We start from the raw sequence: 26647 nt of genomic DNA on the forward strand, positions 1-26647 counted from the left end.
GGCTTGCCGAAGCGTGACGGGCTGGTCGGCCGGTCGCGGGTCACGCGTCGCGAGCGGATGTCCGACGCTTTGTCGGATATTCCACTCAATATGGATTGGATTTCGCGCCGGACCGGCCGGGAAGGGTTGTTATTCGCGGTCGGTGGTAATCCCGAGGAGGTGTTCCGAATCCCTCAGGCGGAGGTGAGGGAGGGCATCGTGGTTTCGTGCGCGGAGGTGAACCGGTGGCACACCGACCGCAGGACCTCGATGTGCGGTTTGTCCTTTTCCGCTACTTGCCAGATCACGCCGAACTCGCACTCCGGCAGGTCCGCGACTTGCAGGTAGCGGACATCCGGTCGCACGTAGAGCCGCGCCGCGGTGACCGGGACGAACGCGATCGCGCCGCCGAGCGCCACTGTGGACAAAAGCGACTCGAATCCCGTGACCTTGTGCGTGGCGTGGCGGACCCGGGTCCCGTCCGGCCGGGGGTCCACCGCCCAGAACCGGCGCCCCTCCGGGAAGCCCTCCGGGTTGAGGCCGAGCACCGGGTGATCGGCCAGGTCCGACAGGCGGATCACGTCGCGCTCGGCGAGCGGGTCGTGGGCGGCGATGCACGCCACCCGCGGCTCGGTCACCAAGGGCTGTGCGCCCAGGTCGTCCGGCACGGGAAGGTGGACGAACGCCGCGTCGATCTCGCCTTTGCGCAGTTCGGCCAACTGCTCGGTGAAGGAGTCGACCACCCGGACCTCCGGGCCCAGTTCCGGGTGGTCGGTCGAGAGCATCGAGATCACCCCCCTGGTGGCGTCGAGCGCGGCGAAGCTCTCGCACACCCCCAACCGCAGCACGGGGGTGTCGTTCGAAGCGCGTTCCGCCGCCCTGAGCAGGTCGTCCACGGAGTCGACCACCCGTCGGGCGAGCGGCAGCAGTGCCTGCCCCTGTGCGGTCAGTTCGACCCGTCTGCTCGTCCGGTCGAACAGTTGCACCCCTAGTTTCAACTCCAGTGCGCGCACCCGCTGGCTGAGCGCCGGTTGCGACAGGTAGAGCCGGTTGGCCGCACGTCCGAAGTGGAGCTCTTCGGCGAGCACCAGCAGTTGCCTCAGATGCTGGGCCGTCGGCTCGTCGCCGTTGGTCATGAATACGCCTCCCCCGATCCATAATCCCTGAATTATCAGTGTACCGCAGATACTAATCGATCTCCGGTTGCACTCGCGGTTCTGTCGCTGGCAGACTGATCTCAGAACTGGGGTGGTTTCCAATGTCTGCCGTCCCGGCTGCGTGGGGGCGCAACTTCACCAGGAGGAGAAGTTGAGTACTAACTCGACTGATGCTTTAGCTCCAGCGGAAGTGTCGCGAAAAGTATTGGAAACCCTCTACCGTTACCGGCGCGTCGACACGTCGGTGCAGTTGGACAAGAAGCAATCCTTCGACGACTCGGGCTGCGTTGCCTGCTTCGAGGCGTTCCAGGCCAAGATTGAAAAGTTCGTGAAGCACCACAAGGCGATCCGCTTCGTCATCCCGGCCTTCCCCGCCAAGTCGCCGAACCGGAAGAAGGTGCTCGGCGCGCTGCCGGACCTCGGTGAGCACGCCGCACTGGACTTCCTCCAGTCGCTCTGCGATTACGTCCGCCACTTCTACGCGCCCGGAGCGCACATCACCATCTGTTCGGACGGGCACGTCTTCAGCGATGTGATCGGTGTCGACGACGGCACGGTGACGGCGTACCGCAAAGCCCTCGAAGAGATGATCAGGCGGGAGAGCTGGACGTCGCTCGACCTCTTCGGCCTGGACGACGCCTTCGGCGACGCGGGCTACCCGAAGCTGCGGGCGGTGCTCGAACGCGACTACTCCGACACGCTCGCGCAGCTGAAGGGGAAGATCCGCGAGGACGACGCCACGCGCTCGCTGTTCAACGGCATCCACCGCTTCATGTTCGAGGACGCGCTGGGCATGAGGGAGGACGTGGTCTCGAAGACCAAGCTGCGCGCCGAGTCGAAGGACAGCGCCTACCAGACCATCCGCCGGAGCAACGCGTGGAGCAGGGTCGTCTCGGAGAAGTTCCCGGACGCCATGAGGTTGTCCATCCACCCGCAGGCGCCGCACTCGGAGAAGTTCGGGATCAACCTCATGCGGGCGCGCGACCAGTGGTTGACCCCGTGGCACGGCGTGGTGCTCGACGACGGCACGAACCTGTCGCTGGTCAAGCGCTGGGAAGCCGAGGAGGTCGACGCCTCGGTCATCTGGCGGGACGGCCGCCCCAGCCACTTCGTCGCCCCTCACCTGACCATCAACTCCTGAAAGGGCGGGCTCCGACATGACATCACCGGCAGAGACGCTGATCCACACCCCGCTGCGCCCGTTCGGCCGCATCGTCCAGGCCCCCGGTGGGGCGCGGGTCGCCGACATCCCGGTGGAGACGCTCGCCACCTGGACCATCGAGTCCCGCGTCCTGGTGCTGCGCGGGTTCGACCTGATGGCGAAGCAGGAGTTCGCCGACTACTGCCGCCAGTGGGGCGAGGTGCTCAAGTGGGAGCCCGGCGAGGTGGTCGACCTGGTCGTGCAGGAGGACCCGAAGAACTACCTGTTCGCCAGCGGTGACGTGCCGTTCCACTGGGACGGGGCCTTCGTCGAGGCCGACCCGCGCTGGTTCTTCTTCCAGTGCCTGGACGCCGCCGAGGAAGCCGGTGGCGAGACGGTCTTCTGCGACACCACGGCGGTGTACCGGGACGCGGAGGCCGAGACCCGCGAGCAGTGGTCGCGGATCAGCGTCACCTACGAGACGGAGAAGCTGGCGCACTACGGCGGTCAGGTGACCGAGCGGCTGATCTCGCAGCACCCGGCGACCGGTGTCCCGGTCCTCAGGTTCGCCGAGCCGCTGGACCCGGCGGTCTACAAGAACCCGGTGCACGTCACGGTGGACGGCGTCGAGCAGGGACAGGTCGACACCTTCCTGCGGTCGATGGCCGAGCGGCTGCACCGGCGCGAGTACTGCTACGACCACCCGTGGCAGGCCGGTGACATCCTGATCGCGGACAACTTCTCCCTGGTCCACGGGCGCAACGCCTTCACCGGCCCCACCACGCGCCACCTGCAGCGGGTCGAGGTCATTTGATGGGGGCGGGGATCGGCATCGTCGGTGCAGGCATCTCGGGCCTGCACCTGGCGCTGCGGCTGCACCAGCGCGGGATCGACTGCACGCTGTACACGCCCGGCGACCCGGAGGAGATCCGGAGCGGCCCCCTGGTCAACCTGGTGACCCGCTTCGCCTCGACCAGGGAGCGGGAGCGCGAGCTCGGCGTCACCCGGTGGCTGTCGGGCGAGTTCGACAACAGCTGGATGCACATGCGCCTGGAGGGCGGGGAGGGGCTGTCCTTCCGGGGGCGGCTGCCGAGCCCGGCCAGTTCGGTCGACTTCCGGATGTACCTGGCGTCGCTGCTGGAGGAGCTGAACGCCCGCGGCGGGACGGTGGTGCGGCACCGACCGGCCGACCGGGCGCAGCTCGCCCGGCTGGCGGAGCGGCACGACCTGCTGGTCGTCGCGGCCGGGCGGGGCGAGTTGGCCGACGTCTTCCCGCGCGACGAGGCGCGCTCGCCGTACCGCGAGGCGCCGAGGGCGTTGCTGGGCGGGCTGTTCCACGGCATCCGCCCGCCGGACCCTCCCGGGATGACCATGGACATGATCGCCGGGGTGGGCGAGATCCACGCGCCGACCTACCACTCGTTCGGCGGCCGGGTGCACGCGGTGCTGGTGGAGGGCGTGCCCGGCGGTCCGTTCGAGGCGGTGACCCGCGGCGACCACCGGGGTGATCCCCACCTCGTGGCCAAACAGGTCCTGGGCCTGATCACCGAACACGCGCCCTCGTTGAGGGAACGCGTGGACGAGCGGGAGTTCCAACTCGTCCGACCCGACGACGTGCTCCAGGGGGCGGTCGTGCCGACGGTCCGGCGGGGCTGGGCGGAACTGGCCGACGGGCGGTTCGCCCTGGCGATCGGGGATGCCTGGATCACCAACGACCCGCTCACCGCGCAGGGGGCCAACCTCGGCTCCCGGCAGGCGTTCCAGGTGGCCGACGCGCTGTCGGAGCACACCGGCCCCCATGACGGGGAGTTCTGCCGACAGCTCTCGGAGCGGTTGTGGTCCGAGGCGCGCCCCGTGGTCGACTGGACGAACACCTTCCTCGGACAACCCCCGCCGCAGGTGCTGTCCCTGTTGACCGCCGCGGCCGAGGACCAGCGCGTCGCGGACGCGTTCATCGCCAACCTCGACCGCCCGGACCGGATGTGGCACAGCATCGAGCGACCTGAGGACACCGAGCGGTTCATCACCGCGGCGCGTTCCACCGGGGGTGGGGCATGAGGGTGAAGGTGGGACTGGCCTGGGACGCGGTCGGCCCGATCGACGGCGGCCGTGACCTGCTCGCCCTGGCGCGCGCCGCCGGCATGGACGCCTTCCTGGTCTTCGACCACCTGATCAACGTCTTCCCGACGCAGGCGTGGGACGCGGACTTCAGCTACCTGGCGACCGTGCTGCCCACACCGGACCAGTGCCTGGACTTCGCCACGGTCCTCGGCAACTTCGCCCCGCAGGCCGGACCGGTGCAGTTGGTCATCGGCGTCACCGACCCGAACCGGCGGCACCCCGCGGTGCTCGCCCAGACCGCGCTGACCCTGGCGCAGCTGACCGAGCGGCCCCCGGTGCTCGGCATCGGCGCCGGCGCGCTGGAGAACCTCCAGCCGTACGGCGTGGCCCACGACCGCCAGGTCGACCGGGTCGAGGAAGCGCTGCAGGTGCTGCGGCTGCTCTTCGGCGGCCCCGGGCCGCACGACTTCAGCGGGAGGTTCTTCTCTCTGGACAAGGCCCTCATGGGGCTCCGGGCGCCCGAGGGGCGCGCACCCGAGATCTGGGTGGGCGCGAACCGCTCGCGGATGCTCACCCTCACCGGCCGGTACGCGGACGGGTGGGTGCCGTCGGAGCTGGTGCCGGCCGCCGAGTACGCGCGGCGACTGGCCGTGGTGCGAACGGCTGCCGCGGAGGCCGGCCGGGACCCCGACGCGATCGTCGCCGCCGGTGGCGTGCCGATCGTCGTGGCCGACACCGACGCGGAGGCGCGCGAACTGCTGCGCGCCGACGCCATCCGCTTCACCGCGCTGCACGCGAGCGCGGCGGCGTGGCGGGAGCACGGCGCGGTCCACCCGTTCGGCGAGGGGTACCGGGGCCTCAAGGAACTGCTGCCCCACCGGCTCACCCGCGAGGAGGTGACGCGTGCGCTGGCGGCGGTGCCCGACGACGTGGTGGCCGCGCAGGCCCTCGTCGGCAGCAGGCAGACCGTCCTGGACCGGATCGGCGACCTGGTCGACGCCGGTATGAGGCACCCGGTGCTGATCCCGGTGTCCGCGCTGGCGTCACCGGAAGCCGCGCGGTTCACCGTCGAGTCGCTGGCCTGGCTCAGCGCCGAGCTGCGCGCGGGAGCGCCTGCCGGGAGCGTGACGGCGTGACCGGCATCGGCATCGTCGGCTCCGGCATCTCCGGCCTGCAGCTCGCACTGCGGCTGCAGCAGTTGGGCCTGCCGGCGACGGTGTACTCCGCGCAGTCCGCGACAGAACTGGCCTCGGGTCGCCCGCGCAACTTCCCGGCGAGGTTCGGTCCCACCCAGCGGCGGGAGGAGCAGCTCGGCACGGTGGCCTGGCGGTCGGCGGACGCGCAGGTGCGCGCCTGGTCGGTCGCCATCGGCGTCGACGGACCGCCCCAGCGGTTCCTGGCCGACCTGGACCCGCCGTCCAGCGTGGTGGACTTCCGGGTCTACCTGCCCCACCTGCTGGAGGTCTTCGTCGAGCGAGGCGGCGACGTGCGGTTCGGGCCGAGCCGGGTCGACGACGTCGCGCGGCGGCACGACCTGGTGGTGGTGGCGAACGGCGACCGCTCCGTGCGCGAGCTGTTTCCCCGCGACGACGCGCGCAGCCCGTACCGGGAGCCGCAGCGCATCCTGTGCAGCGGTCTGTACCACGGCATCCGCGAGGACGTACCGCACTCCTTGGACCTGTACTTCCTGCCGGGGATCGGCGAGATCTTCCGCATCCCCTTCCTGTCGCCCCGGGGCCGCGCCGACGTGCTCGCCTTCGAGGCCGTGCCGGGTGGTCCGCTCGAAGCCGTCAGCCACGTCGACGCCGATGGCGACCCGGCGACGTTCCACCGCGATGTGCTCGCCCTGGTGGCCGAGTTCGCGCCGGACCTCCGCGACCGCGTCGACGTGGGCGACTTCGGGCTCATCGGCCCGGGCGAGGTGGCACAGGGCGGCGTCACCCCGGTCGTGCGCCGGCAGTGGACGCGGTTGGACGGCGGCAGGTGCGCGATCGCCATCGGCGACGCGTGGATCACCAATGACCCCTTGACCGCGCAGGGGGCCAACCTCGGCTCCCACTCGGCCTTCGCGCTCGCCGGGCTGATCGCCGGCGCGTCCGGGCGCCTGGACGAGGAGTTCTGCGGGAGGGCCGCCGAGCGGCTCTGGGAGCACGCGCGGCACGTGGTCGAGTGGAGCAACGCGTTCCTGGCCCCGCCGCCTCCGCACGTCGTGGAGCTGTTGGGGAAGGCGGCCGAGGACAAGCGGATCGCGGACGCCTTCGTGAACATGTTCCACGACCCCGTCGCCATGTGGCGGACCCTGAACGGTCCCGACGGCGTGAGGTCCTTCCTCGCAGACTTCCTCGAAGGAGCCCGATGACGAACCTGGGAATCGACATCGACGCACGGGGCGTGCTGATCCCCGAGGCGGACCAGACGGCGGTGTGGCTCCTCGGCGGGCTCGCCCAGGTCCTCGTACCCGGTGAGGTGACCAGGGACAGCTTCACCGTCGTGCAGCACACGGGAAAGCGCGGCTACACCACGCCGCTGCACTACCACACGATCGAGGACGAGGTGTTCATCGTGCTGGACGGCCGGCTGCGGATGGTGTCCGGCGGCCGTGAGCTCATCGCCGAGGCGGGCACGACGATGATCATCCCCAAGGCGGTTCCGCACGGGTTCGTCGCGGTGTCACCGGACATCAGGTTCCTGACGATCCACTCGACCCCCACACCGGGTGAACGCCCGCAGTTCGACCGGTTCCTGGCCGCGGAGATCCCTCGCGCCAAGGCGCTCACGCTACCGACCGAGGACCTCGGTCCGGAAGCCGGTCCCGACCTGGACCGGCTCATCGAACTCGGTGGCGAGTACGGCTACGGCTACGCCGGGCCCGCCCCCACCCCGTAGAAACAGCACCCAGCTCAACGAGGAACAACATGCGTCTCAGACTCATCGCCTTGATGGTGTGCGTCTTCGGCATCACCACCGGCGAGTTCGTCATCGCCGGCATCCTGCCGGACGTCGCCACCGACCTGGGCGTCTCCATCCCCGCGGCCGGTCTGCTGGTCACCGCGTACGCCATCGGCATGATCATCGGTGGTCCGGTGCTGACCGCGATGACCACCCGCTTCCCGCGCAAACCGCTCATCCTGATCCTGCTGCTGGTGGCGGTCGCCGGCAACGTCGCGTCGGCGTTCGCGCCGGCCTACGAGGTGCTCTTCCCCGCCCGGGTGGTGACCGCGCTGGTGACGTCCACGTTCTTCGCCAACGCCATCGTCATCGCGACCTCGACGGTGCCGCCGGAAAAGCAGGGTTCCACGGTGTCCAAGCTGGTCTTCGGCATGAACATCGCGATGATCCTGGGCGCGCCGATGGGGACGTTCGTGGGCAACAACTTCGGCTGGCGGGCCACGTTCATCCTCATCGGGGTGATCTGCGCGGTCGGTCTGCTGATGGTGCTGAAGCTGGTGCCGGCGGTCGCGAACACGGGCACGTCGGCCGTGGCGGAGCTCAAGGTCTTCCGCAGGAGGGACGTGCAACTGGCGATCCTGGTGACGGCGATCGGCAACGCCGGCTTGCTGATGGTGTTCACCTACTTCGCCCCGCTGGTCACCGACGTCGCGGGCTTCTCCGCGGGCACGGTCGCCGGTCTGCTGCTGGTGTACGGCGTGGGCGCCACGGTCGGCAACCTGCTGGGCGGTTGGCTGTCGGACCGGGCGCTCATGCCGTCCCAGGTGGGGCTGCTCGCGCTGCTCGCGGGGGCGCTGGTGCTGATGTGGGTGGTCGGCTCCAGCACCGTGTTCGTCGGGATCATGGTGTTCGTGGTCGGGGCACTGGGCTTCTCGGTGGTCCCCGGCATGCAGGCGCGGGTCCTGCGGACCGCCAGCACGGCGCCGACGCTGGCCATCGCCGTGAACGCGTCCGCCTACCAGCTCGCGGCCGCCTTCGCCGGGTGGCTGGGCGGCCGCGTCATCGTCGGGGTCGGGCTGCGCGAGGTGTACCTCGTCGCCGCCGCCGTCACCGGCCTGGGCATCCTCGTGAGCTGCTTCGCCTGGTACCGCGACCGCACCGACGTGCGCGCCGGAGATTCGCAAGTCCCCGCGGCATGACGACACTTGGGAGGATCGATGACCGGTGAAACGGCACTGGTGGACGGCGACTGGGCGGAGCGCAACCTGGACACGCCCGGGGTGGTGTTCGTCGAAACCGGCAACGAGGACACCGAATACCGGAAGGGGCACCTGCCCGGCGCGGTGTGGATCGGGTGGGACGAGTTCCAGGACGACGTGCGACTGGGTGTCGTCGGTCCGGACGAGTTCGCCGGGCTGATGTCCGCCAAGGGCATCGGCGAGGACGACACCGTCGTCCTCTGCTCGGCGTCGGCCGGCCTGCTGGCCGCGCTCGCCTACTGGTACTTCACCCTGCACGGGCACCGGTCGGTGCGGCTGCTCGACGGCGGTCGCCGCAAGTGGGAGTCGGAGGACCGCCCGCTGTCCCCCGAGGTCACCGGGCGACCGGCCACCGAGTACCGGGTGCGCGTCCCCGACCCGTCGGTCCGGGCCACGCGCGACGACGTGCTGGCCGCGATCGGCACCGGGAACATCCTCGACGTGCGCACGCCCCAGGAGTACGCCGGTGCGATCTTCGCACCGGGGTTCGCGGGCGAGGCGTTCGCGCCCGGCAACAACCCCCACGAGGTGGCCCAGCGCGCCGGGCACGTGCCCGGCGCGCTGAACATCCCGTGGGACGCGGTCGTGAACGACGACGAGACGTTCAAGGGGCGGGAGGAGCTCGAACGGCTCTACGCCGACCTGGAGCCCGCGAGGGGCACGATCACCTACTGCTGGGTGGGCGCGCGATCGGCGCACAGCTGGTTCGTGCTGCGTGAACTGCTGGGACGCCCGGACGTCAGGAACTACGACGGTTCCTGGGCGGAGTACGGATCGCTGATCGGGGTACCGGTCGAGCGCACCCATCGAGGGCGGAACCGGTGACGACGGGACGACTGCACGGCAAGGTGGCGCTGGTCACCGGCGCGAGTTCGGGCATCGGGGAAGCCGCGGCCAAGGTGCTGGCGGCGCAGGGCGCCCGTGTCGTGCTCGCGGCCCGGCGGACCGACGAGCTCGACCGAGTGGCGAAGGAGATCGAGGAGGCCGGTGGTGCCGCGGTCGCGGTGCGCGCCGACGTGCAGGTGGACGACGACCTGGCGCGCGCGGTGCACGCGGCTCGGGAGCACTTCGGCGGCTTGGACATCGCGTTCAACAACGCAGGTTCGCTCGGTACCCCGGGCATGGTCGCCGATCAGACGCCCGACACCTGGAGCGCGACCATCGCCACCGTGCTGACCAGCACGTTCCTCTCGATGCGGCACGAGATCCCGGCGATGCTCGAACGAGGGGGCGGGACGATCGTCAACAACGCCTCCCAACTGGGCCTGGTCGGCCTCGGCATGGGCGTGAGCCCCTACGTGGCGGGCAAGCACGGGGTCATCGGCCTGACCAAGGCGGCGGCCCTGGAGTACGCGCCGCGCAACATCCGGGTCAACGCGCTCGCGCTCGCCTCGGTGGACACGCCGATGTACCGCGGGTCGGTGGGCGGTGACGAGGAGATGGCGGGCCTGTTCCGCTCCATGCACCCGCTGGGGCGCATCGCCACCGCGGAGGAAGCCGCCTCGGCGGTGGCCTACCTCGCCGCGGACGAGGCCGCCTTCTTCACCGGGTCCGTGCTGGTCATGGACGGCGGGTGGACAGCGCGGTGAAAGCCACCCCGGTCCTGGCCGGCACCCTGCCGGGCGTCGTCGGCGCGGACCTGCGCGTGCCGCTGGTCACCGGGGCTAGCGTGCCGTACGCGAACCTCGACTACGCCGCCAGCACGCCGTGCCTGGTGGACGTGCGCCTCGCGGTGGAACGACTGCTGCCCTGGTACAGCAGCGTGCACCGCGGGGCGGGGTTCACCTCGCAGGTCTCCACGCGGGTCTACGAACGGGCGCGCGCGTCGGTCCGCGGGTTCGTCGGCGCCCGGCCGGACGCCACCGTGCTGTTCACGCGCAACACCACCGACGCGCTCAACCTGCTCGGGCACGCCCTACCGGGGGGCACGACGGTCTTCAGGTTCTCGACCGATCACCACGCCGCCCTGCTCCCGTGGCGGCGCGCGCGAGTGTGCCGCCTGGGGATGCCCACCGGGGCGGTGGACGCGGTCTCGCGCCTGGAGGAGGCGCTGGCCGCCGCGCCGCGCGGACCCAAGCTCGTGGTGATCACCGGGGCGTCGAACGTGACCGGCGAGGTGTGGCCGGTGGCGCGGTTGGTCGAGGTGGCGCGCTCGCACGGCGCCCGCACCGTCCTCGACGCCGCCCAGTTGGCCGCGCACGGACCGATCGACGCCACCGGTTGGGGCCTGGACTGGGTCGCCCTGTCCGGGCACAAGCTGTACGCGCCGTTCGGCGCCGGCGTGCTGGTCGGCAGCCGCGACTGGCTGGCCGCCGCCGAGCCGTACCTGCTCGGCGGCGGCGCCACCGCGCTGGTGGCGGAGGAAGGGGGCGTGGAGAGCGTCACCTGGTCGGGGCTGCCGCACCGGCACGAGGGCGGCACCCCCAACGTGGTGGGCGCCCACGCGCTCGCGGTCGCCTGCGACACGGTGTCGACCGTCGGTTGGAGCGCGATCACCGCGCACGAGCAGCAACTCGCGATCAGGCTGCGGCAGGGCATCGCCGAGATCCCCGGCGTGCGCCAACTCCGGATGTGGGACGGTGACCACCCGCGCCTGGGTGTGGTGTCGTTCAGCGTCGACGCGCCGGCGGACCCCCGGCTGGTGGCCGCCGCGCTGGCCGCCGAGCACGGCATCGGCGTCCGCGACGGTGCTTTCTGCGCCCACCAGGCGGTGCGGGCCATGGTGCGCGACACGAGCGGCGGGAACCCCGGCCGGGCGCTGCGGGCCAGCATCGGGATCGGCACCACGACCGAGCACGTCGACCGGTTCCTCGACGCGTTGCGCGACATCGTTGAGACCGGCCCCCGGTGGAGGTACCGGGAACAGGCACACGGGTGGGCGCCGGTACCCGATCCGCGGCCGTCGCCCGAGTTCTTGAGCTGACGAAGGATGGGGATGTCCGGGAAGTTCGGTGTGATGCTCTACCCCGACCAGCCGTTCGACACGCTGGTCGAGAGGTTCCGGTGGTTGGAGGACCTCGGGTTCGACCAGGTCTTCGTCCCGGACCACAGCGGTGACCTCCGGGACCGGCGCAACACCTGGCACGACAGCTGGGCGGTGCTCGCCGCCGCCGCGGTGAGCACCCGGCGGGTCCGGATCGGCACGCTCGTCGCCAATCAGGTCCTGCGCCCGCCGGCGCACCTGGCGAGGCAGGCGGTCGCGATCGACCACCTGTCCGGGGGGCGTCTGGAGCTGGGCATCGGCGCGGGCCTGTTCGACTGGGACCACTACAGCGTCGGGGAGCGACCCTGGTCTCCGAGGGAGCGGATGGTCCGCTTCGCGGACTACGTGACGATCGTGGACGGGCTGCTCCGCGCGACCGGTCCGACCTACAGCCACTCCGGTTCCAAGTTGTGGGTGAAGGACGTCGCGACCGCGCCGGGCCCGGTGCAGTCACCGCGACCGCCGATCACCCTCGGCGGGCAGTCGCCCACCGTGCTGCGGGTCGCCGCGGAACTGGCCGACGTCTGGAACACCCACGGCCCGCCCGGCGCGACCGCCGAGGAGGTCCTGCGCGCCACCGCCGCGCAGACCCGCACCATCGACCGCATCGCCGCCGACGCCGGTCGCGACCCGGCGCTGATCAGGCGCTCGTACACCATCTTCGGACCGTGGGACCCGAAGTGGGGGAGACACGGTTACGAGGAGGTCTTCGACCGGTTCGGTCGGTTGGGCATCACCGACTTCGTGCTCGACTGGCCCGGTGAGGACCACCGGAACGAGTTCGAGCGCGTTGCCCGCGAGCTCATCCCGAGCCTTCGCGAGTAACAGCGGTATCAGCACCAAGGGGGAACAGTGGTATCGCGAGGAACGGCATTACCGCAGGGAACGGCGTCACCGGCGGGGGAGTCGCCGGTGGTGGCCGGACGAGGGGGGACCGCTCGGACGACCGCGGTGACCAGGGAGGACCCCAGGTACGCGTACCTGGTCAGCGGGCTCAACCAGCGCTACGTCGGCACACCGGAGTCCGTGCACGTCGTCGGCTCGACCGAGGAGGTCGTCGCCGTCGTGCAGGACGCGGTCGACCGGGGCAAGCGCATCGCCGTGCGGTCGAGCGGGCACTGCTACGAGGACTTCATCTTCAACCCCGAGGTCCAGGTCGTGCTCGACATGTCGCGGATGGACGACGTGTGCTTCGACCCGCACCGGCGCGCTGTCGCCGTCCAGGCCGGCGCCACGATCCTCAGGACGTACCAGACGACCTACTCGGAGTGGGGGGTCGTCGTACCCGCCGGGTTCTGCTACTCGGTGGCCATGGGCGGCCACGTGAGCGGGGGAGCATGGGGACCGCTGTGCCGGCAGCACGGTCTCGTCGTCGACCACCTGTACGCGGTGGAGGTCGTCGTGGTCGATGCCCGGGGCCGTGCCCGCGCGGTGATCGCCACGCGGGACCGGGACGACCCGAACCGCGACCTGTGGTGGGCGCACACCGGTGGCGGGGGCGGCAACTTCGGCGTGGTCACGCGCTACTGGTTCCGCACCCCGGGCGCGACCGGTCACGACCCGAGCCGGCTGCTGCCCCGGCCGCCGGCCGAGTTGCTGGTCAGCGCGCTCAGCTGGTCGTGGGACGACCTGAGCCGCACCCAGTTCGACCGCCTGACCCGCAACTACGCCGACTGGCACGTGGAGAACAAGGCCCCGGACAACCCCGCCCGCGCCCTGATCAGCCAGCTCGTCCTCACGCACCGGTCGGCGGGGCGACTGGGGATGCTCGCGCTGGTGGACGCGTCGGCGCCGGGGGCCGAGCGGATGCTGTCGGACTACGTGGACCGGGTGGGCAGCGGCGTGACCGCCACGCCGAGCGCCCTGGTCGCGCCGCTGGGCGACCTGCCGGCGATGCCGCAGTTCGCGCAGGCCCGGAGACAACCCTGGTTGCAGGCGATCCGGATGATCGGGACGACGAACAGCACGTTGAACGACCCGACCCTGCGCGCCGAGTACAAGTCGGCGTTCATGCGGGGGACCTTCCCGGACGACCAACTCCGGGCGCTGTTCGACCACCTGGCGCGGGAGGACTACGCCAACCCCACCGCCGCGGTGCAGCTGACGTCCTACGGGGGGCGCATCAACTCGGTCGCCCCCGGCGCCACGGCCTCCGTGCACCGCGACTCGGCGTTCAAGCTGCAGTGGCAGGTGTTCTGGGGCGACCCGGCCGACGACGACGAGAACACGGGCTGGGCCAGGGACTCCTACGCGGCCGTGTACGCGGGCACCGGCGGTGTGCCGGTGCCCGACGACGTGACCGACGGGTGCTACGTGAACTACCCGGACGTCGACCTCGGGGACCCACGGTTCAACACCTCCGGCGTGCCGTGGCACTTCCTGTACTACAAGGAGAACTACGCCCGGTTGCAGGACGTCAAGCGCCGGTGGGACCCGCGCGACACGTTCCGGCACGGCCAGTCCGTCCGGCTGCCCTGATCCGGCCGGCGCCGGTCACCCCCGTGTCGCCGCGGGGGTGACCGGCGCCCGGTGCACGCCGGGAACGGGTGACGCCGGTGCGGTGCCGAAAACCGGGGCCCGGGCGTGCCGCCGGTCGGCTCAGGGGGTGCCGGGGGACAGGACCTCGTAGGGCAGCGTCGTCGCGCTCGTGCCGCGGTTGCGGGCGAGGGTGAAGGCACCGTGGGCGCTCGCCACGCCCCGGGCGTCACGCCACTCGACGAAGCGCAGCTCGTCCACGTCCACCCACGCGGGCTGGGCGGAGGAGCCGGTCACCTTCAGGTACGGCATCACCATGTTGCCCGTCGACGGTCCGCTGTCCAGCTCGGGCACGGTCAGGTCGACGACCACCCGGTGCCACCGGCCGTCCGCGGGGACGTCCACCGGCCTGGTGAGGGTCGCCACGACCTCCGAGGTGGGGTCCTCGGCGGGGTTGCTGTCGTCGAAGTGGTAGATGTCGAAGCGGACCTCCGCGGTCGCGGTGGAGGAGCGGCGGACCTCGGTGACCAGGGAGTAGGACGGTTCGGGGTCGGTGGGGACGGCCTTGCCGCCCTTGTCCTCGTAGGCCCGGTGGCGGGGCAGGGGGATGCGGGCGATCGGCCTGCTCTGCACCGAGTCGCCGTCGCGCACCTCCAGGCGCAGGGCGCGCAGGCCCTGCGCGGCGTCACCCGGGCGGGTGCCCTCGCGCTTGCTGTTCACGCTCCAGTGCACGGCTTCGCTGACGGCTGCGTCGGCGGTCTCGTCCTCGAAGTGGCCCCAGCCGTAGAGGTCGCGCCCGATGTCCATGGCGTCGCCGCCGGTCGGTTTGACGAGCTCCGACGCCGTCACGGGGAGGTCCACCACCGCGCCGGGCGCCACGTCCTGCTCCTGGGCGCGGCGGGCGGGGGCACCGGTGACCAGGCGGCCGGTGTGCCGCTCCAGGACCAGTTGCGCCGGTGTGCCGCCCCCGTTCGGGCGGGTGCGGACGGCGCCGGTGTCGTCGCGGTAGGACTCCAGCGGCAGCGTGCTGCGCTCCCACACGCGGGCGAGGACGCGTTCGGCGGCGGAGTCGGTGACCGGCACGGGCTTGTAGTCCACCAGTTCGAGCGGGAAGAGCCTGGCCTCCAGCAGGGTGTCGCCCTCCCACACGGTGCGCAGGAACGCGCTGGCGAAGGTGGCCAGGAAGTTCTGCTCGAACACGAAGTTGCCGAGGCTGTAGGCGATCAGCTTGCCCCTGTACCACTCGACCCCCTGGAGCACGTGCGGGTGGTGGGCGACCACGACGTCCGCGCCCGCGTCGATCGCCTTGCGGGCGATGTCGCGCATGTTGTCCGACGCCGCTTCCTGGAACTGGAAACCGGCGTGCACCTGGACCATCACCAGCGGGGACGTCGCCGCGGCCTGCTTGATCCGCTCGGTCGACGCCTCGGCGTCCCACCGGGCCGCCCCGCCGTGGCCGCGTCGCGCCACCCAGTCCTGCACCTCGGGGTAGACGGCCGCCAGCGACGCCCACATGCCGGCCACCTGCTCGTCGGACGCGCGTTCCTCGGCCGCGCTGAACCGCTCCCACGCCTCGCGGACGCGGCGCGGCGCGGACGGCACGCCCGCGGCCGGGTAGCCCCACGTCCTGGTGTCGTACTGCCACCGGTCCGACTCCGCGACGTCGTCGGGTCGTCGCGCGCTCGCGGCGGGGAAGCTCTCGTTGACGAACGAACCGTCCACGCTGGTGTAGGCCAGCACGGAGACGCCCGTGCCGGCGACCTCGCGCCGGTGCGGCTCGGTGGCCTCGGTGGCGTCGGCACCGGCGCCCACGGTGGCGATGCCCGCGCCGGACAGGGCGGCGCGCGTGTCGGCCACGCCGGCGTCGAGCAGGTCGCGGGAGTGGTTGTTGGCCAGCACCGCGAGGTCCGTGGACAACGCGCGCAGGCCCGCCACGGTGGGGCCGGCGGACTGGAGGATGTAGCGCTTGCCCGGGTAGGCGGCACCCGCGGGCTTGTCGCTGATGACCGTCTCCACGTTGGCGGTGCGGAAGTCGGCGGCGGCGAAGGCGGGCGCGATGGCGGACACCACGTCCTCCGCGCCGGCCGCGGCGTCGTCGGCGGGGATCAGCGGCTCCGCGCGCCCGCTGGACTCCTCCTGGGCCGGTGTTGCGTAGCGCCTGCCGAACATCACGTCGCCCGCCGAGTGGACGGCGAACCTGCCGCCACTACGGGAGAACAGCGTCACGTCGACCTCCTTGCCGGAGTCCGACCAGCCCAGCGGGACGGGTTCGGCCAGGTGGCCGTCCGCGGTCACGACGGCCGTGGCGGGTCCGGGCAGCTCGGGTGCCTCGACCACGCCGTCGTCGTCGGAGGTCAGCGCGACCGGGGTGCCCAGCGGTGAGTGCACGGTGACGGTGGCCCCCTCCAGCGGTTCGCCGGACTCGTCGAGGACCTTGAGCCGCACGGCGATGCTGCTGCCGCCCGCGGGGCGGAGGCAGCCGTCGCAGTCGGTGTCGCTGACCGCGTGGACCACGGCTCCCGCGGCCACGGCCAAGACGAGGGGGATGGCGACCCACGGCCACCGGTGTCTCAACGTGCCGATGATGCCCACAGCAGATAACCCTTTCGTGGTAACGAGAAAACGCTCGGGTGTCGAGGAGTCGAGGAGTCGAGGAGTCGGGGAGTCGGGGAGTCGGGGGTGTCAGCGGTCCAGGGCCCGCCCGAGGGCGCGGACGACGGGTTCCCAGCGGTCGGGGGAGTCCCGGGTGGTGCGGTTGACCTCGACGTGCGCGAAGAACGCGTCGTGCTCCGCGGCGGTGACGCCCTGCCGGTTGCGGGTGCCCTCCAGGTCGCCGCAGTCGCGCGCCCACGCCCGGCACACGCGCAGCCGTTCGTCCAGGGCGTCGGCGACCTCCTCCAGCAGGGGGTCCTCCCGCGCCGCGCCGGGGGAGAGCACGAGGTCCGCCCCCGGGAGGCTGGCGTCGTCGAAGCCGTGCAGCTGCACCTGCGGCACGCGGTCGCGCGAGTGCCGCTCGGCCGCGGCGTGGAACATCGTGTCCGCGCGGTGCGCCGCGTCGCCCGCCCCGTTCGCCGCGCGGCGGTGCGTGCCCGCGACGGAGAGCACGGCGCCGGGCACGCGGCGGAACAGGTCCAGGCCGATCTCCGCGGTGCGCAGGTCGTTGGCGGGGTGGGGGACCTGCACGGCGACGCGCACCGGCCGGGACAGGTCCACCACGTACAGGCCCCACCCGCGCTCGGTGTCGGACCCGGTGGTCGCGAGGGCGTAGGGGCGGCCGGTGCCCTCGTCCACGGCGCGCGCCACGGCGAACCCGAGGGACCGCAGGGCGTCGTCCGCGCCGGACGGGGTGGCGCCGAGGTCCGCGAGCGCCTCGGCGAACGCCCGCCGCTGCTCGGGCGCCGGCGGTCGGTAGGGCGCGTCCTCGCGCGGTGCGCCGGCGAAGGCGGTGACCCGTTCGGCGATCCCCGCGCCCGGGTCGACCGTCGGCGGCGCATCGTCGGAAATGCCGTTCGCGTAACAGCCGGCGAGCGAGATGCTGATCACGGCGAGAAAAAACGGGAAGCGACGCGGTAATAGAATATTGCTCACCTATGGTAACCGGTTTTGCTCGTTCGACGCACCGTTGAACTCCATCGGACTAGGTGTTGACGACTTCCGTGGTGCACAATCTACGGGCTGTATCAACGGGGGTAGCGCGATCGGGGGCGCGCCCTTCTCCTTACGGGTGATGGGTCGGAGAATTTTTCGTGCGCCACAAAAAAGTTACCGTCGGTGACGTCCGGGTGCGTCGCCTTCAGGAGCAATTACCGGAAACGGCGTTTCCCGCGACTGTCCGCTCACTTCCCGCGCTGCTTCTCGTCCTGCTCCTGGCGCTGGCCGCGACCACCGGCGTGCTGCTGAGCACGAGCGGCGACGACGAGGTGCCGGCCGCGTTCCTCGACTCCCAGCAGGAGATCGCGCTCGGCGCGGCCCGCTCCATCGGGGCGGCGGCGAACCAGGGCCTGGCCGAGCTGCGGACCGCGTCCGTCAACGCCGCCGGCGGAGCCGACCAGGTGCTGGACGCGCTGCTGCGCAACCGCAGGTGGCGCGGCGCGGCGGTGCTCGCCGACCCCGGCCGCTCGCTGCTGGCCGCACGCGGCGAACAGGTCCCGGTCCAGTCGGTCCCGGCGGCGGTCGAGGGCGCGGTGGTGACCTCCGCGGTCGCCCCCGGCGGTGAACCCGTCCTCCTCGTCACCGCCGAACTGCCCGGCGGGCGGCTGCTCACCGCGACGACGGCCGTGCGGCTGCCGGAACCGGACGCCGACGACACCCTCGGCCAGTCCTTCCTGATCACCACCCTCGCCGGCCGGGTCGTCGCCGCGACGGGCCCGCTGGCGCAGGGCCGCACCCCGGACGTCGAACGCCTCGTCACCGAGGCCGCCGAGGCGTCCACCGCCGGCGCCGGCGTGCTGCTCGGCGCGCCGGGCGAGCGCGGCCGGCGGACCTACGCCCACGTGCGGGTCGCCCCGTCGAGCAGCCCCGAGAGCCTCGACCTGGCCGTGGTCGCGGTCGCCGACGGCCCGCTGCACAGCGGCTCGCCGGGCACCTCGGGGATCGTCCCCGCCGTGCTCCTGGCGCTGCTGGCCGTCGTCGGGTTCGTGGTCGTGCGCCGCGTGCTCACCGGACCCGTCCTCGCCGTGCGCGCCGACCTGCTCTCCCTCGCCTCCGGGAACCTGGACACCGCCGTCCGTCCCGCCCGGACCGCCGAGGTGGCCCGCGTCGTCGCCGCGGCCGAGCTGTGCCTGGACCGCCTGACCGGCGGGAGCGGCGACGGCCGGCCGGTCACCGGGCGCCGCGTCACCGCCCGCGCCACCGCGGGCGTGCTGGCCCTCTCGGTCTTCGCCTGGTCCGCGGGCATGCTCGTGGCCTTCCGGCCCGCCGAGGTGGACATCCCCGCCGGCGTCGTCGCCGGCCTGCGCGCCCAGACGGCCAAGGCCACCGACGCCCTGCGCCGCAGCATGAACGACGGCCTGGCCGACCTCTCCGCCGTCGCCGCCGGCGCGGGCACCCCGGAAGCGCTGCGGGCGGCGCTGGAGCAGGTGATGGCCGACCAGACCCGCTACCGCAGCCTCTACCTCGTGGACCGCTCCGGGCGGTCCGGCGAGCCCGTCGGGCGCCCGCCGCTGCGCATCGGCGAACCCCCGGCGACCGGGGCGGGCCTGCGCCAGCAGAACCAGGCGGGCCGCGTGCCGGTGATCTTCGCCGAGGTCCCGCTGGAGGGCGGCTCCACGCTGATCGGCGAGTTCGACCTGGAGCACCTCGGCACCCTGCTGGGCCACGTGCCCGGCCACGCCCGCCTGGTCGACGGCGACTTCCGCACCATCAGCGCCACGGACGGTTTCATCGCGTTCGAGCAGGTCACCGACCCGGCGCTGCGGGACGGCGCCACCCGCGCCCAGCGCGGCGGCCCGGTCGGCGACGTCCAGCCCGGCGAGGACGGCCCCGGTGTCGTCTCCGCCGCCGCCGTGCTCGGCGGCGAGGTCGGCCGGCTCGGCTGGACCGTGGTGTCGGAGAAGCCCGGCGCCGAACTCGCCCTGCCCGTCAACGACGTCCGCCGCCACGCGAAGCTGGTCGCGCTGATCGCCGCGCTCATCGCGCTGTTCGGCTACGGCTGGCTGCTGTTCTCCGTGCTCGGCCCGCTGCGCCGGGTCTCCCGCGCCGCGGACGCCCTCGTGCGCGGCGACCTCAAGTCGGTCATCTACCCCCAGCGGCACGACGAGGTCGGCACCATCGCCTCGTGCCTGGAGATCTGCCGGCAGGCGGTGACCCAGGGCCCCGACCGCCTCGGCGAGGTGCGCCGGCCGAAGGGCGCGGCCACCGACCCCACCCAGTTCCTCAAGCCGGTGGAGAAGCCCGCGGCGCACACCCCGCCGCCCCGCCGGCCCGCCCGGCGCGCCGACGTCCGCACTGATGCCCGCACTGATGCCCGTGCCGACGCCCGCACTGATGCCCGCGCCGATGTGCGCGCGGCCTCCCGCACGCCCCGCGACCGGGTCGGGAAGGGCTCGGCGTGACCTACCTCTACGTCGTCTTCGTCCTCCTCACGGGCGGCATGTTCATCGCGGGCGTGGCCGAGCAGCGCAAGCACCTCGCCGAGCTGAACAGCATCGAGCACCGGGTCCTGGTCAACGGCATCCGCGGCAAGAGCTCCATCACCCGCCTGTGCGCGGGCGCGCTGCGCGGCGGGGGACTGGTCACCACGGCCAAGACCACCGGCACGGCCGCCCGCTTCATCCACCCCGACGGCAGCGAGGAACCCGTCTACCGCAAGTGGGGCATCGCCAACGTCGTCGAGCAGATCGGCATCGTGCGCCGCGCCGCCGCCTACCGGTCCGACGCGCTGGTGATCGAGTGCATGGCGGTCATGCCCGACCTCCAGGAGATCAACCAGAGCAAGCTGATCCGCTCCACCATCGGCGTGCTGTGCAACGTCCGCGAGGACCACCTCGCCGAGATGGGCCCCACCCTCGACGACGTCGCCCGCTCGTTGAGCCGCTCCATGCCCGTCGGCGGGGTGTGCGTGACGGCCGAGGTGGACCGGCTGCACATCCTGGAGAAGGAGGCGGCCAGGCGGGACTGCGAGCTGATCGCGGTCGACCCGGAGTCGGTCACCGACGAGGACATGGCGGGCTTCACCTGGGTCACCTTCAAGGAGAACGTCGCCATCGCGCTCAAGGTCGCCGAGCTGCTGGGCGTGAACCGGCGCTCGGCGCTGACGGGCATGTGGTCGGCCCCACCGGACCCGGGCGTGCTGTCCGTGCACACCCGCGTCGCGGGCGACAAGCGGATCAAGCTGGCCAACGTCTTCGCCGCCAACGACCCCGAGTCCACCCTGATGAACATCGAGCGGTTGCTGGAGCAGGGTTCCATCAGCCGCCCCCTGCACGTGGTCATCAACTGCCGGCCGGACCGCGTGGAGCGCAACCAGCAGATGGGCGCCCTGGTGGCGCGCATCGACCCCGACCGGGTCGTGCTCATCGGCGAACCGACCCGCAGCGCGCTGTCCACTGTGGACGAGCAGTGGCGCGACCGGGTGACCGACCTCGGCGGGGCGCGGAGCCCGCAGGAGCTGCTGGACGCCGTCCTGGCCGAGATCGAGTCGACCGCGTCACTCGTGGCCATCGGCAACATCCACGGCCAGGGCGAGGTGTTCCTGGAAGCGGTCGAGCACCTGGAGGAACCGCCGGCGGACGAGGTGCCGGACGCGGGGGGCGAACCCGTCGCGCGACCGGCGGCCCGACCCGCGCCGGTCGCCGACACCCCGTCCGTTCGCACCGCCCGCCCGGTCCCGCCCCGGCCCGTCCCGCCCGGCTCCGTTCAACCCGGCCCCGTCCCGCCGCGACCCGTCCCGGCCGGGGCCGGCGGGGCGCGGCCGGCACCGGGGAGGCCACCGCACCCCGTCCCGCCGCGCGGGACGGGTGACGCCGCACGGCCGTCCCGACCGGCGGGACAGGAACCCCCGGCGCGTCCCCGTGCGACCGAGCACCGGGTGCCCGCGGACCGGCCGCGCCGCGCCGCGTCGGCCGAGACGCGGTTCATCGACCCGGCGGCGGACCCCGCGGCTGACCGCGCCCGGGGCCGGGTGCCCGACGACCCCCGCCGCGCGCCGGCACCGGACCGGCCGCGCCGACCCTCGGCCCCCGCCCCCGCCCCCGCCCCCGCTCCCGCGACCGAGCGCTTCGAGAGCGTGACGTCCCGCCCGACCCCGCCGGCCGGCGCGCCCCACCGCCCACCGCCCGACGAGGGCGCGCGCGGGAACCTCTTCGAGCCCGTGCGGCACGAGACCCCCGACCGCGACGCGCCGCGGCACCCCGACCACCGCCCCACCCCCCGGACCAGGGAGCAGTCGTGACCAACGGATCCCTCCTCCTGCCGGAGGTGGCCACCCTCGGCCTGGCCATCGGCCTGGTGTTCTCCCTGGCGTGCTACCTCACCACCAACCTCTCGCCCGGCGGCATGATCACCCCCGGCTGGCTGGCGCTGACCCTCGTGGAGGACTACCGGCGCGCGCTGCTCGTGGTGGTCATGAGCGGTGTCACCTTCGGCGCGGTGAAGCTGTTGCAGCGCGTGGTCATCCTCTACGGCAAGCGGCTCTTCGCCGCCGTCGTGCTCACCGGCGTGCTGCTCCAGACGACGCTGTTCATGCTCATCCAGAACGACTTCCCGCTGCTGTTCGCCCACCAGACGCTGGGGTTCGTGGTGCCCGGCCTGATCGCCTACCAGCTCGTCCGGCAACCGCCGCTGGTCACCGCGATCGCGACCAGTACCGTCAGCGCAGCCGGGTACGGCGTGCTGGCGAGCGGTGTGCTCATCGGGCTGGTGCCCACGGTCTGAAGCGGTCGGTGCGGAGGGGGATGCGGGTGGAGCGGCGACCTGTGCGCGTGACGTTGGTCGGGGTCGCGGTGCTGGCGGTCGCCGCCCTGGTCGTCGCCGTGATCGCCTGGTGGCCGGACGCGCCCGCCGGCGGCGCCCCGGACGGCGGACGCACCGACGACCCGGTCGCGGCGGACGCGCCCACCGACCAGCTGGTCTACGAACGGCTCGACGCCCCCGCCCGCACGGTCGTGCGCGACCGTGCGGGCGGCAGCGTGGCGGTGCTCACCGACGACGCCCGCACCGCCCTGCTCACCGGCCCGCCCCGGTCGTTCCGCGAACCCAAGGCGACCGCTGCCGCCGTCACCACCTCCTCGTGGGTGCGGCTCCTGCCGCAGCCGTGGCGCGCCGGCGCCGAGGACGAGGCGTGGTTCACCGAGTGGTTCGCGCGGGCGCGCGAGGACACCGGCCCCGACGTGCTCGCCACCGCCACCGAGTACCTGATCGACATGCCCGACGAGACCGACGCCAACGGCGTGCGCTTCCGGGGCGACGCCTCGTTCGGCCCGGTCAAGGCGTCCGGCGCAGGTCGGCAGGAGCAGTCGGACTTCTACGACTACCTGGGCGTGCCCTGGGACTTCGCCAACGGCGGCAGCGCGCAGCCCGAGCGCGACCGCTACGGCGCCGTGGACTGCTCGGGCTACGTGCGCCTGGTGTTCGGCTACCGCCTGGGAATGCCGCTGCTGTCCACCAACACGCCCGGTCCGGGCATCCCCCGGCGTGCCTATGCCATCTCGCAATTCGGTCCGGGCGTGCAGGTCGTGGCCGACGACCACCGCCGCGCCACCGACTACAGCAGGCTCCAACCGGGCGACCTGGTGTTCTTCGAGGTGGAGGACGACCCGGAAACCCTGGACCACGTCGGCATCTACCTGGGCCTCGACGACGGCGGCCACCACCGCTTCGTCTCCAGCAGGGAACGGATCAACGGCCCCACGCTGGGCGACGTCGGCGGCACCTCCCTCCTGGACGACGGCGGCTTCTACTCGACCGCGTGGCGGTCGGCCAGGCGCCTCTGACCGCACGTCGGCTCCGAACCGGTCACCGTCCTGGGACCGGTCACCGTCCTGCCGGGAGCACCCGAGGAGAGCCCCACACCGCGTGCACCGGTTCGCAGTCCGGCACGTCGTTGTTCACCAACGAGTTGCGCAACGTGATGGTGGAAGTGTCGTACGGCAGCTCGACGACCACCTCACTCGCTCCACCCTCGACGACCACCACCTCCTCCAAGCGCCTGTTGTCGTCGCCCAGGACTTCGAACTTGACGGATGCCCGGGCGGTGGCGGAGTCGGCCCCCACGACCGGGACCTCCAACCGCCGGAAGCCCGTCACCTGGAACTGCTGTTCGACGGACACCTCCCCGCAGGTGGGCAGCTCGGCCCACACCGATGACGGGTAGGTCGTGCCCCGGACGTCCCGCTCACCGTGCCCGAACTGCCAGGAGTGGTTCGGCAGCGTCTCGAGGAGCACCGGGGTCGTGCCGTTGTTGTGCTTACCGGTCGGCGCGGGAACCGCGGTGCTCGTCGTCCCGGACGGCACCGGGGGCGTGCCGGCGGGCCGGGCGGAGGTCTCGGCAGTGGGCGGGGCTTCTGCCTCGCCTGGCCACCGCGGGCTCGTCGAGCGCCCCCAGAGGAACCCGGTCAGCAGCAGCACCGCCACGCCCGCGGTCCACAGCACCAACCACCTGGTGCGGCGCGTGCGGGGTCTGCGGGTGCCGGCCGGAGCACCGCGCAGCGCTTCGCGGAGCCGGCTGCCGAACTCCGGGTCGTCGCGAAGGTGCCGGACCAGCTGGAGGTACAGGGTCTGCGTCACGAGCGGGTCGGCCGGCGACACCTTGAACCGCTCGAAGGCTTCCGCGGCGAAGGGGTCGGACACCACCTGCACGTCGACCCGGCCGAGCAGGACCTCCAGCTGGACGTCGTAGACCCCGCTCCCCACCTGCTTCTTCCGGATGAGGTACTGCTCCAGTGGCCGCACCACCGACCACGCCAACTTCTCGTGCTTGTTCACGACGCGCTCCAAGCGGTTCGGGCTTCTCCGACGGGGCCGTCCCCGTGCGCACGGTGCTTCGGCGGCACCGGGGTCAGCCGTCCTTCTTGTCGTCCTTGGGCTGCTTGAGGAACAGGTCCCGGAGGAGGGTGAACGCGCCGGGCGGCAGGATCGGCTTCCCGTCCGGTTTGATCGGCATGCGCCCCGACCCGGGGTCGACGCCGCCCACGAGGAAGTCGCGCACCGTGGTGTTCAGGGCGTCGAGGACGCGCGCGAGGCGTGGTGGCACGGTGGTGCCGTTGTGTTCCCTGAGCTGGTCCATGAACTCCTGGTTCGCCTTGAGCGCCGCGTCGACGAGGGCGCCGCGCAACGGGTCGCGCGCCTGGTCACCGCCGACGAGCTTCATGAGCAGCGACAAGGCGTCCGGCATTTGCCGGTCGACGTTCCCCATCTCGTGGGCGACCGCCCTCGCCAGCGGCTCGGGGTGTTCCAACCTGGTGACCACGTCGAAGATCAGCGGCTCGATCCGGTGAGGTGCCGCGCGGAACAGGGCTTGGACGACGGGCACCAGGTCGCGGTGCCGCGTGAGCGCCCGGCCGAGCACGGTCAACGTCGAGGTGAGCCACTCGTCCGGGAACGCGGCGACGAGGGTCGTCACGAGCAGGGGCTGCGCGGTCAGGGTGTCCGCGACGAGGCGTTCGCCGAGCAGGTCGGGGCTCAGCGCGTTCACCGGGTGCGGTCCCGGGTACAGCCGCGACCAGAGTTCGACGTACTCGCGCACGGCCGCGGGGTCCTCCCCGAGGACGTCGGGAAGCCTGGCGATCAGCGCCTCCGCCCGGTCCCGCGAGGCCGGGGCGCACAACGTGGCGAGCGTCCCGATCACCGCGAGCGCGGTCCGCGCGGTCCCCGGCGCACCGCGGTCGTCGGTCGCCGAGCGCCACCGGCTGCGGTCGTGGTCGAGCACCCGGGCCGGCGGGTCCTCGTGACCGGCCGACCCGAGAACCGCTCCCAGGGCGAGCGCGTGGAGTTCCAGCACCGTCTCCGCCCGGCTCGTGGGAGGCGGTGCCACCGGCAGGCCGAGCGCGTCCGCGAACGCCGCCACCGCCGCCTCGGGCGTCGCGCCGACCGGAACACCGTCGAGCGCCACCGGGCCGACGCGGTCGGCGTCGCCGAACAACGCGGCGACCCGGTCGTCGGCGTGTTCCCGCAACGGGGTCAGCCAGCCACCGGTCGACCGTGCGAGCACCAGCAACCTGCTCGGGGCGCCGCGCGCCGACGAGCGGTCGACGAGCGCTTCCGCCAGCACCGCCAACTGCTCGGACCGCAGCTCGCCGTCCGGGACGACGACCAGGAGGGGCCTGTCGACCGAGCCGGCGCGGCGGATCTGGGCCGCGGGCGCCTGCCCGTCGAGCACACCGGCGAACCACCCGGTGCGCCGCAGCCTGTCGCACAGCTCCAGCGCCAGCCGACGCCGCCCCGAACCGGGACGCCCCACGAGGAGGCGCACGGCGCTGGTGGCCGGGTCGTTGGCCCACGCCGTCAGGTCCGTGAGTTCCCGCTGCCGACCGGAGAACGGCACCACGCCGTGCTCCGCCCGCAACAGCACGCTGGGCGCCACGTCGGCGCCCGGCGCGGGCACGGGCTGCACGAACAGCCGCGGTACCGCGAGGGTGGGCACCAGTTCGACCAGGCGCTCCACCAGGTCGGCCACGTCCTTGCCGAACCGCCGCTGGCTGAAGCGCGCGGCCTGGATGCTGGCGAACCGCTTGATGTCGGCGGGCAGTTCGTGGTGGCGCGGGGTGGTGGCGTTCTCCGGGGTGTCGAGCAGCAGCACCGGGACGACGGGGATGCCGTGGCTCAGCGCGTGGGCGATCTCCATCCTGACCCAGTCGTCCTCGGACTCGATGCGCGGTTTCCCGGTGGACGGGTCCCGCACCATCCAGTTCGGGCCGACGACGGCGACCAGGACGTCGGCCGAGTACAGGGCGTTGCGGATGGCCTGCGGGTAGGGCTCGCCCGGGTCCATCGAGACGCAGTCGCGGAAGACCGATTCCTTGCCGAAGTTGTCGCTCAGCACCTGGGCGATCGCGGCGGCGGCGACCGGGTTGTCCTTGGCCCGGTAGTTGACGAACACGCCTGCCATGTGATCAATCCTCCGCTTCGGTGATCGCATCGACGAGGCGCGCGCCATCACGTCCGAAAGGTGACCGAGGCGCGCATTTCCCTTTGTCGGCGATTTCCATGCTACCTGTCCGCATAAGTGCGGGAAGTGGGGGAGGAATCGTTTTCGGGGCGACGGGGA

21 protein-coding genes are annotated in these 26647 nt (G+C 72.4%); 16 read left to right on the top strand and 5 right to left on the bottom strand.

Annotation, left to right across the window (positions count from 1 at the left end; all coding sequences use genetic code 11):
- Positions 1-173: 173 nt before the first annotated feature.
- Complete coding sequence (locus tag ACRAKJ_RS12875) at positions 174-1238, bottom strand: LysR substrate-binding domain-containing protein (RefSeq protein ID WP_438923517.1); 1065 nt, start codon at positions 1236-1238, stop codon at positions 174-176.
- A gap of 148 nt (positions 1239-1386) precedes the next feature.
- Here ACRAKJ_RS12875 and ACRAKJ_RS12880 point away from each other — a divergent pair, with 148 nt between their 5' ends.
- The 12 genes from ACRAKJ_RS12880 (at position 1387) to ACRAKJ_RS12935 (ending at position 13947) form a co-directional block, all read left to right on the top strand.
- Positions 1387-2277, top strand: coding sequence for an L-tyrosine/L-tryptophan isonitrile synthase family protein (locus ACRAKJ_RS12880; protein WP_438923516.1), 891 nt, complete (start codon positions 1387-1389; stop codon positions 2275-2277).
- A 16-nt stretch (positions 2278-2293) separates the two neighbouring features.
- Positions 2294-3091, top strand: a complete 798-nt coding sequence (locus ACRAKJ_RS12885; protein ID WP_438923515.1) for a TauD/TfdA family dioxygenase — start codon at positions 2294-2296, stop codon at positions 3089-3091.
- The gene (locus ACRAKJ_RS12890; protein WP_438923514.1) at positions 3091-4335 is read left to right on the top strand and encodes a styrene monooxygenase/indole monooxygenase family protein; all 1245 of its coding nucleotides are present in this window, start codon (positions 3091-3093) and stop codon (positions 4333-4335) included. The genes ACRAKJ_RS12885 and ACRAKJ_RS12890 overlap by 1 nt, the downstream gene beginning before the upstream one ends.
- Positions 4332-5474, top strand: coding sequence for an LLM class flavin-dependent oxidoreductase (locus tag ACRAKJ_RS12895; protein WP_438923513.1), 1143 nt, complete (start codon positions 4332-4334; stop codon positions 5472-5474). The genes ACRAKJ_RS12890 and ACRAKJ_RS12895 overlap by 4 nt, the downstream gene beginning before the upstream one ends.
- On the top strand, positions 5471-6697 hold the full coding sequence (locus ACRAKJ_RS12900) for a styrene monooxygenase/indole monooxygenase family protein (RefSeq protein WP_438923512.1): 1227 nt from the start codon (positions 5471-5473) through the stop codon (positions 6695-6697). The genes ACRAKJ_RS12895 and ACRAKJ_RS12900 overlap by 4 nt, the downstream gene beginning before the upstream one ends.
- Positions 6694-7224: a cupin domain-containing protein gene (locus ACRAKJ_RS12905; protein ID WP_438923511.1), complete on the top strand. Its 531-nt coding sequence runs from the start codon at positions 6694-6696 to the stop codon at positions 7222-7224. The genes ACRAKJ_RS12900 and ACRAKJ_RS12905 overlap by 4 nt, the downstream gene beginning before the upstream one ends.
- A gap of 29 nt (positions 7225-7253) precedes the next feature.
- Positions 7254-8426, top strand: a complete 1173-nt coding sequence (locus tag ACRAKJ_RS12910; RefSeq protein WP_438923510.1) for an MFS transporter — start codon at positions 7254-7256, stop codon at positions 8424-8426.
- An 18-nt stretch (positions 8427-8444) separates the two neighbouring features.
- Entirely contained in the window at positions 8445-9311 is an 867-nt protein-coding gene (locus ACRAKJ_RS12915) for a sulfurtransferase (RefSeq protein WP_447008947.1), read from the top strand.
- Positions 9308-10075 (top strand): SDR family oxidoreductase, encoded by a 768-nt coding sequence (locus tag ACRAKJ_RS12920; RefSeq protein WP_438926397.1) that lies wholly within the window; start codon positions 9308-9310, stop codon positions 10073-10075. Before ACRAKJ_RS12915 ends, ACRAKJ_RS12920 begins: the two co-directional genes overlap by 4 nt.
- Entirely contained in the window at positions 10060-11409 is a 1350-nt protein-coding gene (locus ACRAKJ_RS12925) for an aminotransferase class V-fold PLP-dependent enzyme (RefSeq protein ID WP_438926396.1), read from the top strand. The genes ACRAKJ_RS12920 and ACRAKJ_RS12925 overlap by 16 nt, the downstream gene beginning before the upstream one ends.
- A 12-nt stretch (positions 11410-11421) precedes the next feature.
- A complete protein-coding gene (locus ACRAKJ_RS12930) occupies positions 11422-12294 on the top strand; it encodes an LLM class flavin-dependent oxidoreductase (RefSeq protein WP_438926395.1) in 873 nt (290 codons plus the stop codon).
- A gap of 126 nt (positions 12295-12420) precedes the next feature.
- The gene (locus ACRAKJ_RS12935) at positions 12421-13947 is read left to right on the top strand and encodes an FAD-binding protein (RefSeq protein ID WP_438926394.1); all 1527 of its coding nucleotides are present in this window, start codon (positions 12421-12423) and stop codon (positions 13945-13947) included.
- A gap of 120 nt (positions 13948-14067) precedes the next feature.
- On the opposite strand, the gene ACRAKJ_RS12940 is transcribed toward ACRAKJ_RS12935, so the two are convergent.
- Together ACRAKJ_RS12940 and ACRAKJ_RS12945 are read right to left on the bottom strand one after the other, a co-directional pair.
- Positions 14068-16536: a CapA family protein gene (locus tag ACRAKJ_RS12940; protein ID WP_438926393.1), complete on the bottom strand. Its 2469-nt coding sequence runs from the start codon at positions 16534-16536 to the stop codon at positions 14068-14070.
- A gap of 90 nt (positions 16537-16626) precedes the next feature.
- Positions 16627-17487, bottom strand: coding sequence for a hypothetical protein (locus tag ACRAKJ_RS12945; protein ID WP_438926392.1), 861 nt, complete (start codon positions 17485-17487; stop codon positions 16627-16629).
- Between the two features lie 239 nt (positions 17488-17726).
- Here ACRAKJ_RS12945 and ACRAKJ_RS12950 point away from each other — a divergent pair, with 239 nt between their 5' ends.
- From ACRAKJ_RS12950 to ACRAKJ_RS12965, 4 genes are read left to right on the top strand one after another with little or no spacing between them, the layout of a single operon-like run.
- Positions 17727-19997 carry a HAMP domain-containing protein gene (locus ACRAKJ_RS12950; protein WP_438926391.1) on the top strand — a complete coding sequence of 757 codons (2271 nt, stop codon included), beginning with the start codon at positions 17727-17729 and terminating at the stop codon, positions 19995-19997.
- Positions 19994-21835, top strand: a complete 1842-nt coding sequence (gene pgsB, locus ACRAKJ_RS12955) for a poly-gamma-glutamate synthase PgsB (RefSeq protein ID WP_447008948.1) — start codon at positions 19994-19996, stop codon at positions 21833-21835. Before ACRAKJ_RS12950 ends, pgsB begins: the two co-directional genes overlap by 4 nt.
- Positions 21832-22317, top strand: a complete 486-nt coding sequence (locus tag ACRAKJ_RS12960; RefSeq protein ID WP_447008949.1) for a poly-gamma-glutamate biosynthesis protein PgsC/CapC — start codon at positions 21832-21834, stop codon at positions 22315-22317. The genes pgsB and ACRAKJ_RS12960 overlap by 4 nt, the downstream gene beginning before the upstream one ends.
- Before the next feature lie 41 nt (positions 22318-22358).
- The gene (locus ACRAKJ_RS12965) at positions 22359-23375 is read left to right on the top strand and encodes an NlpC/P60 family protein (protein ID WP_447008950.1); all 1017 of its coding nucleotides are present in this window, start codon (positions 22359-22361) and stop codon (positions 23373-23375) included.
- A 40-nt stretch (positions 23376-23415) separates the two neighbouring features.
- On the opposite strand, the gene ACRAKJ_RS12970 is transcribed toward ACRAKJ_RS12965, so the two are convergent.
- A complete protein-coding gene (locus ACRAKJ_RS12970) occupies positions 23416-24366 on the bottom strand; it encodes a hypothetical protein (RefSeq protein ID WP_438926605.1) in 951 nt (316 codons plus the stop codon).
- 73 nt (positions 24367-24439) lie between these two features.
- Positions 24440-26488 carry a TIR domain-containing protein gene (locus ACRAKJ_RS12975; protein ID WP_438926606.1) on the bottom strand — a complete coding sequence of 683 codons (2049 nt, stop codon included), beginning with the start codon at positions 26486-26488 and terminating at the stop codon, positions 24440-24442.
- Positions 26489-26647 lie beyond the last annotated feature (159 nt).

It is taken from the genome of Saccharothrix sp. DSM 118769 (assembly GCF_052936295.1).

Excerpts from the sequence above, each read along its gene's own strand:
- ACRAKJ_RS12885 (WP_438923515.1), top strand. The coding sequence starts at position 2,294 with ATGACATCACCGGCAGAGACGCTGATCCACACCCCGCTGCGCCCGTTC.
- ACRAKJ_RS12890 (WP_438923514.1), top strand. The coding sequence starts at position 3,091 with ATGGGGGCGGGGATCGGCATCGTCGGTGCAGGCATCTCGGGCCTGCAC.
- ACRAKJ_RS12895 (WP_438923513.1), top strand. The coding sequence starts at position 4,332 with ATGAGGGTGAAGGTGGGACTGGCCTGGGACGCGGTCGGCCCGATCGAC.
- ACRAKJ_RS12905 (WP_438923511.1), top strand. The coding sequence starts at position 6,694 with ATGACGAACCTGGGAATCGACATCGACGCACGGGGCGTGCTGATCCCC.
- ACRAKJ_RS12910 (WP_438923510.1), top strand. The coding sequence starts at position 7,254 with ATGCGTCTCAGACTCATCGCCTTGATGGTGTGCGTCTTCGGCATCACC.
- ACRAKJ_RS12915 (WP_447008947.1), top strand. The coding sequence starts at position 8,445 with ATGACCGGTGAAACGGCACTGGTGGACGGCGACTGGGCGGAGCGCAAC.
- ACRAKJ_RS12930 (WP_438926395.1), top strand. The coding sequence starts at position 11,422 with ATGTCCGGGAAGTTCGGTGTGATGCTCTACCCCGACCAGCCGTTCGAC.
- ACRAKJ_RS12975 (WP_438926606.1), bottom strand. The coding sequence starts at position 26,488 with ATGGCAGGCGTGTTCGTCAACTACCGGGCCAAGGACAACCCGGTCGCC.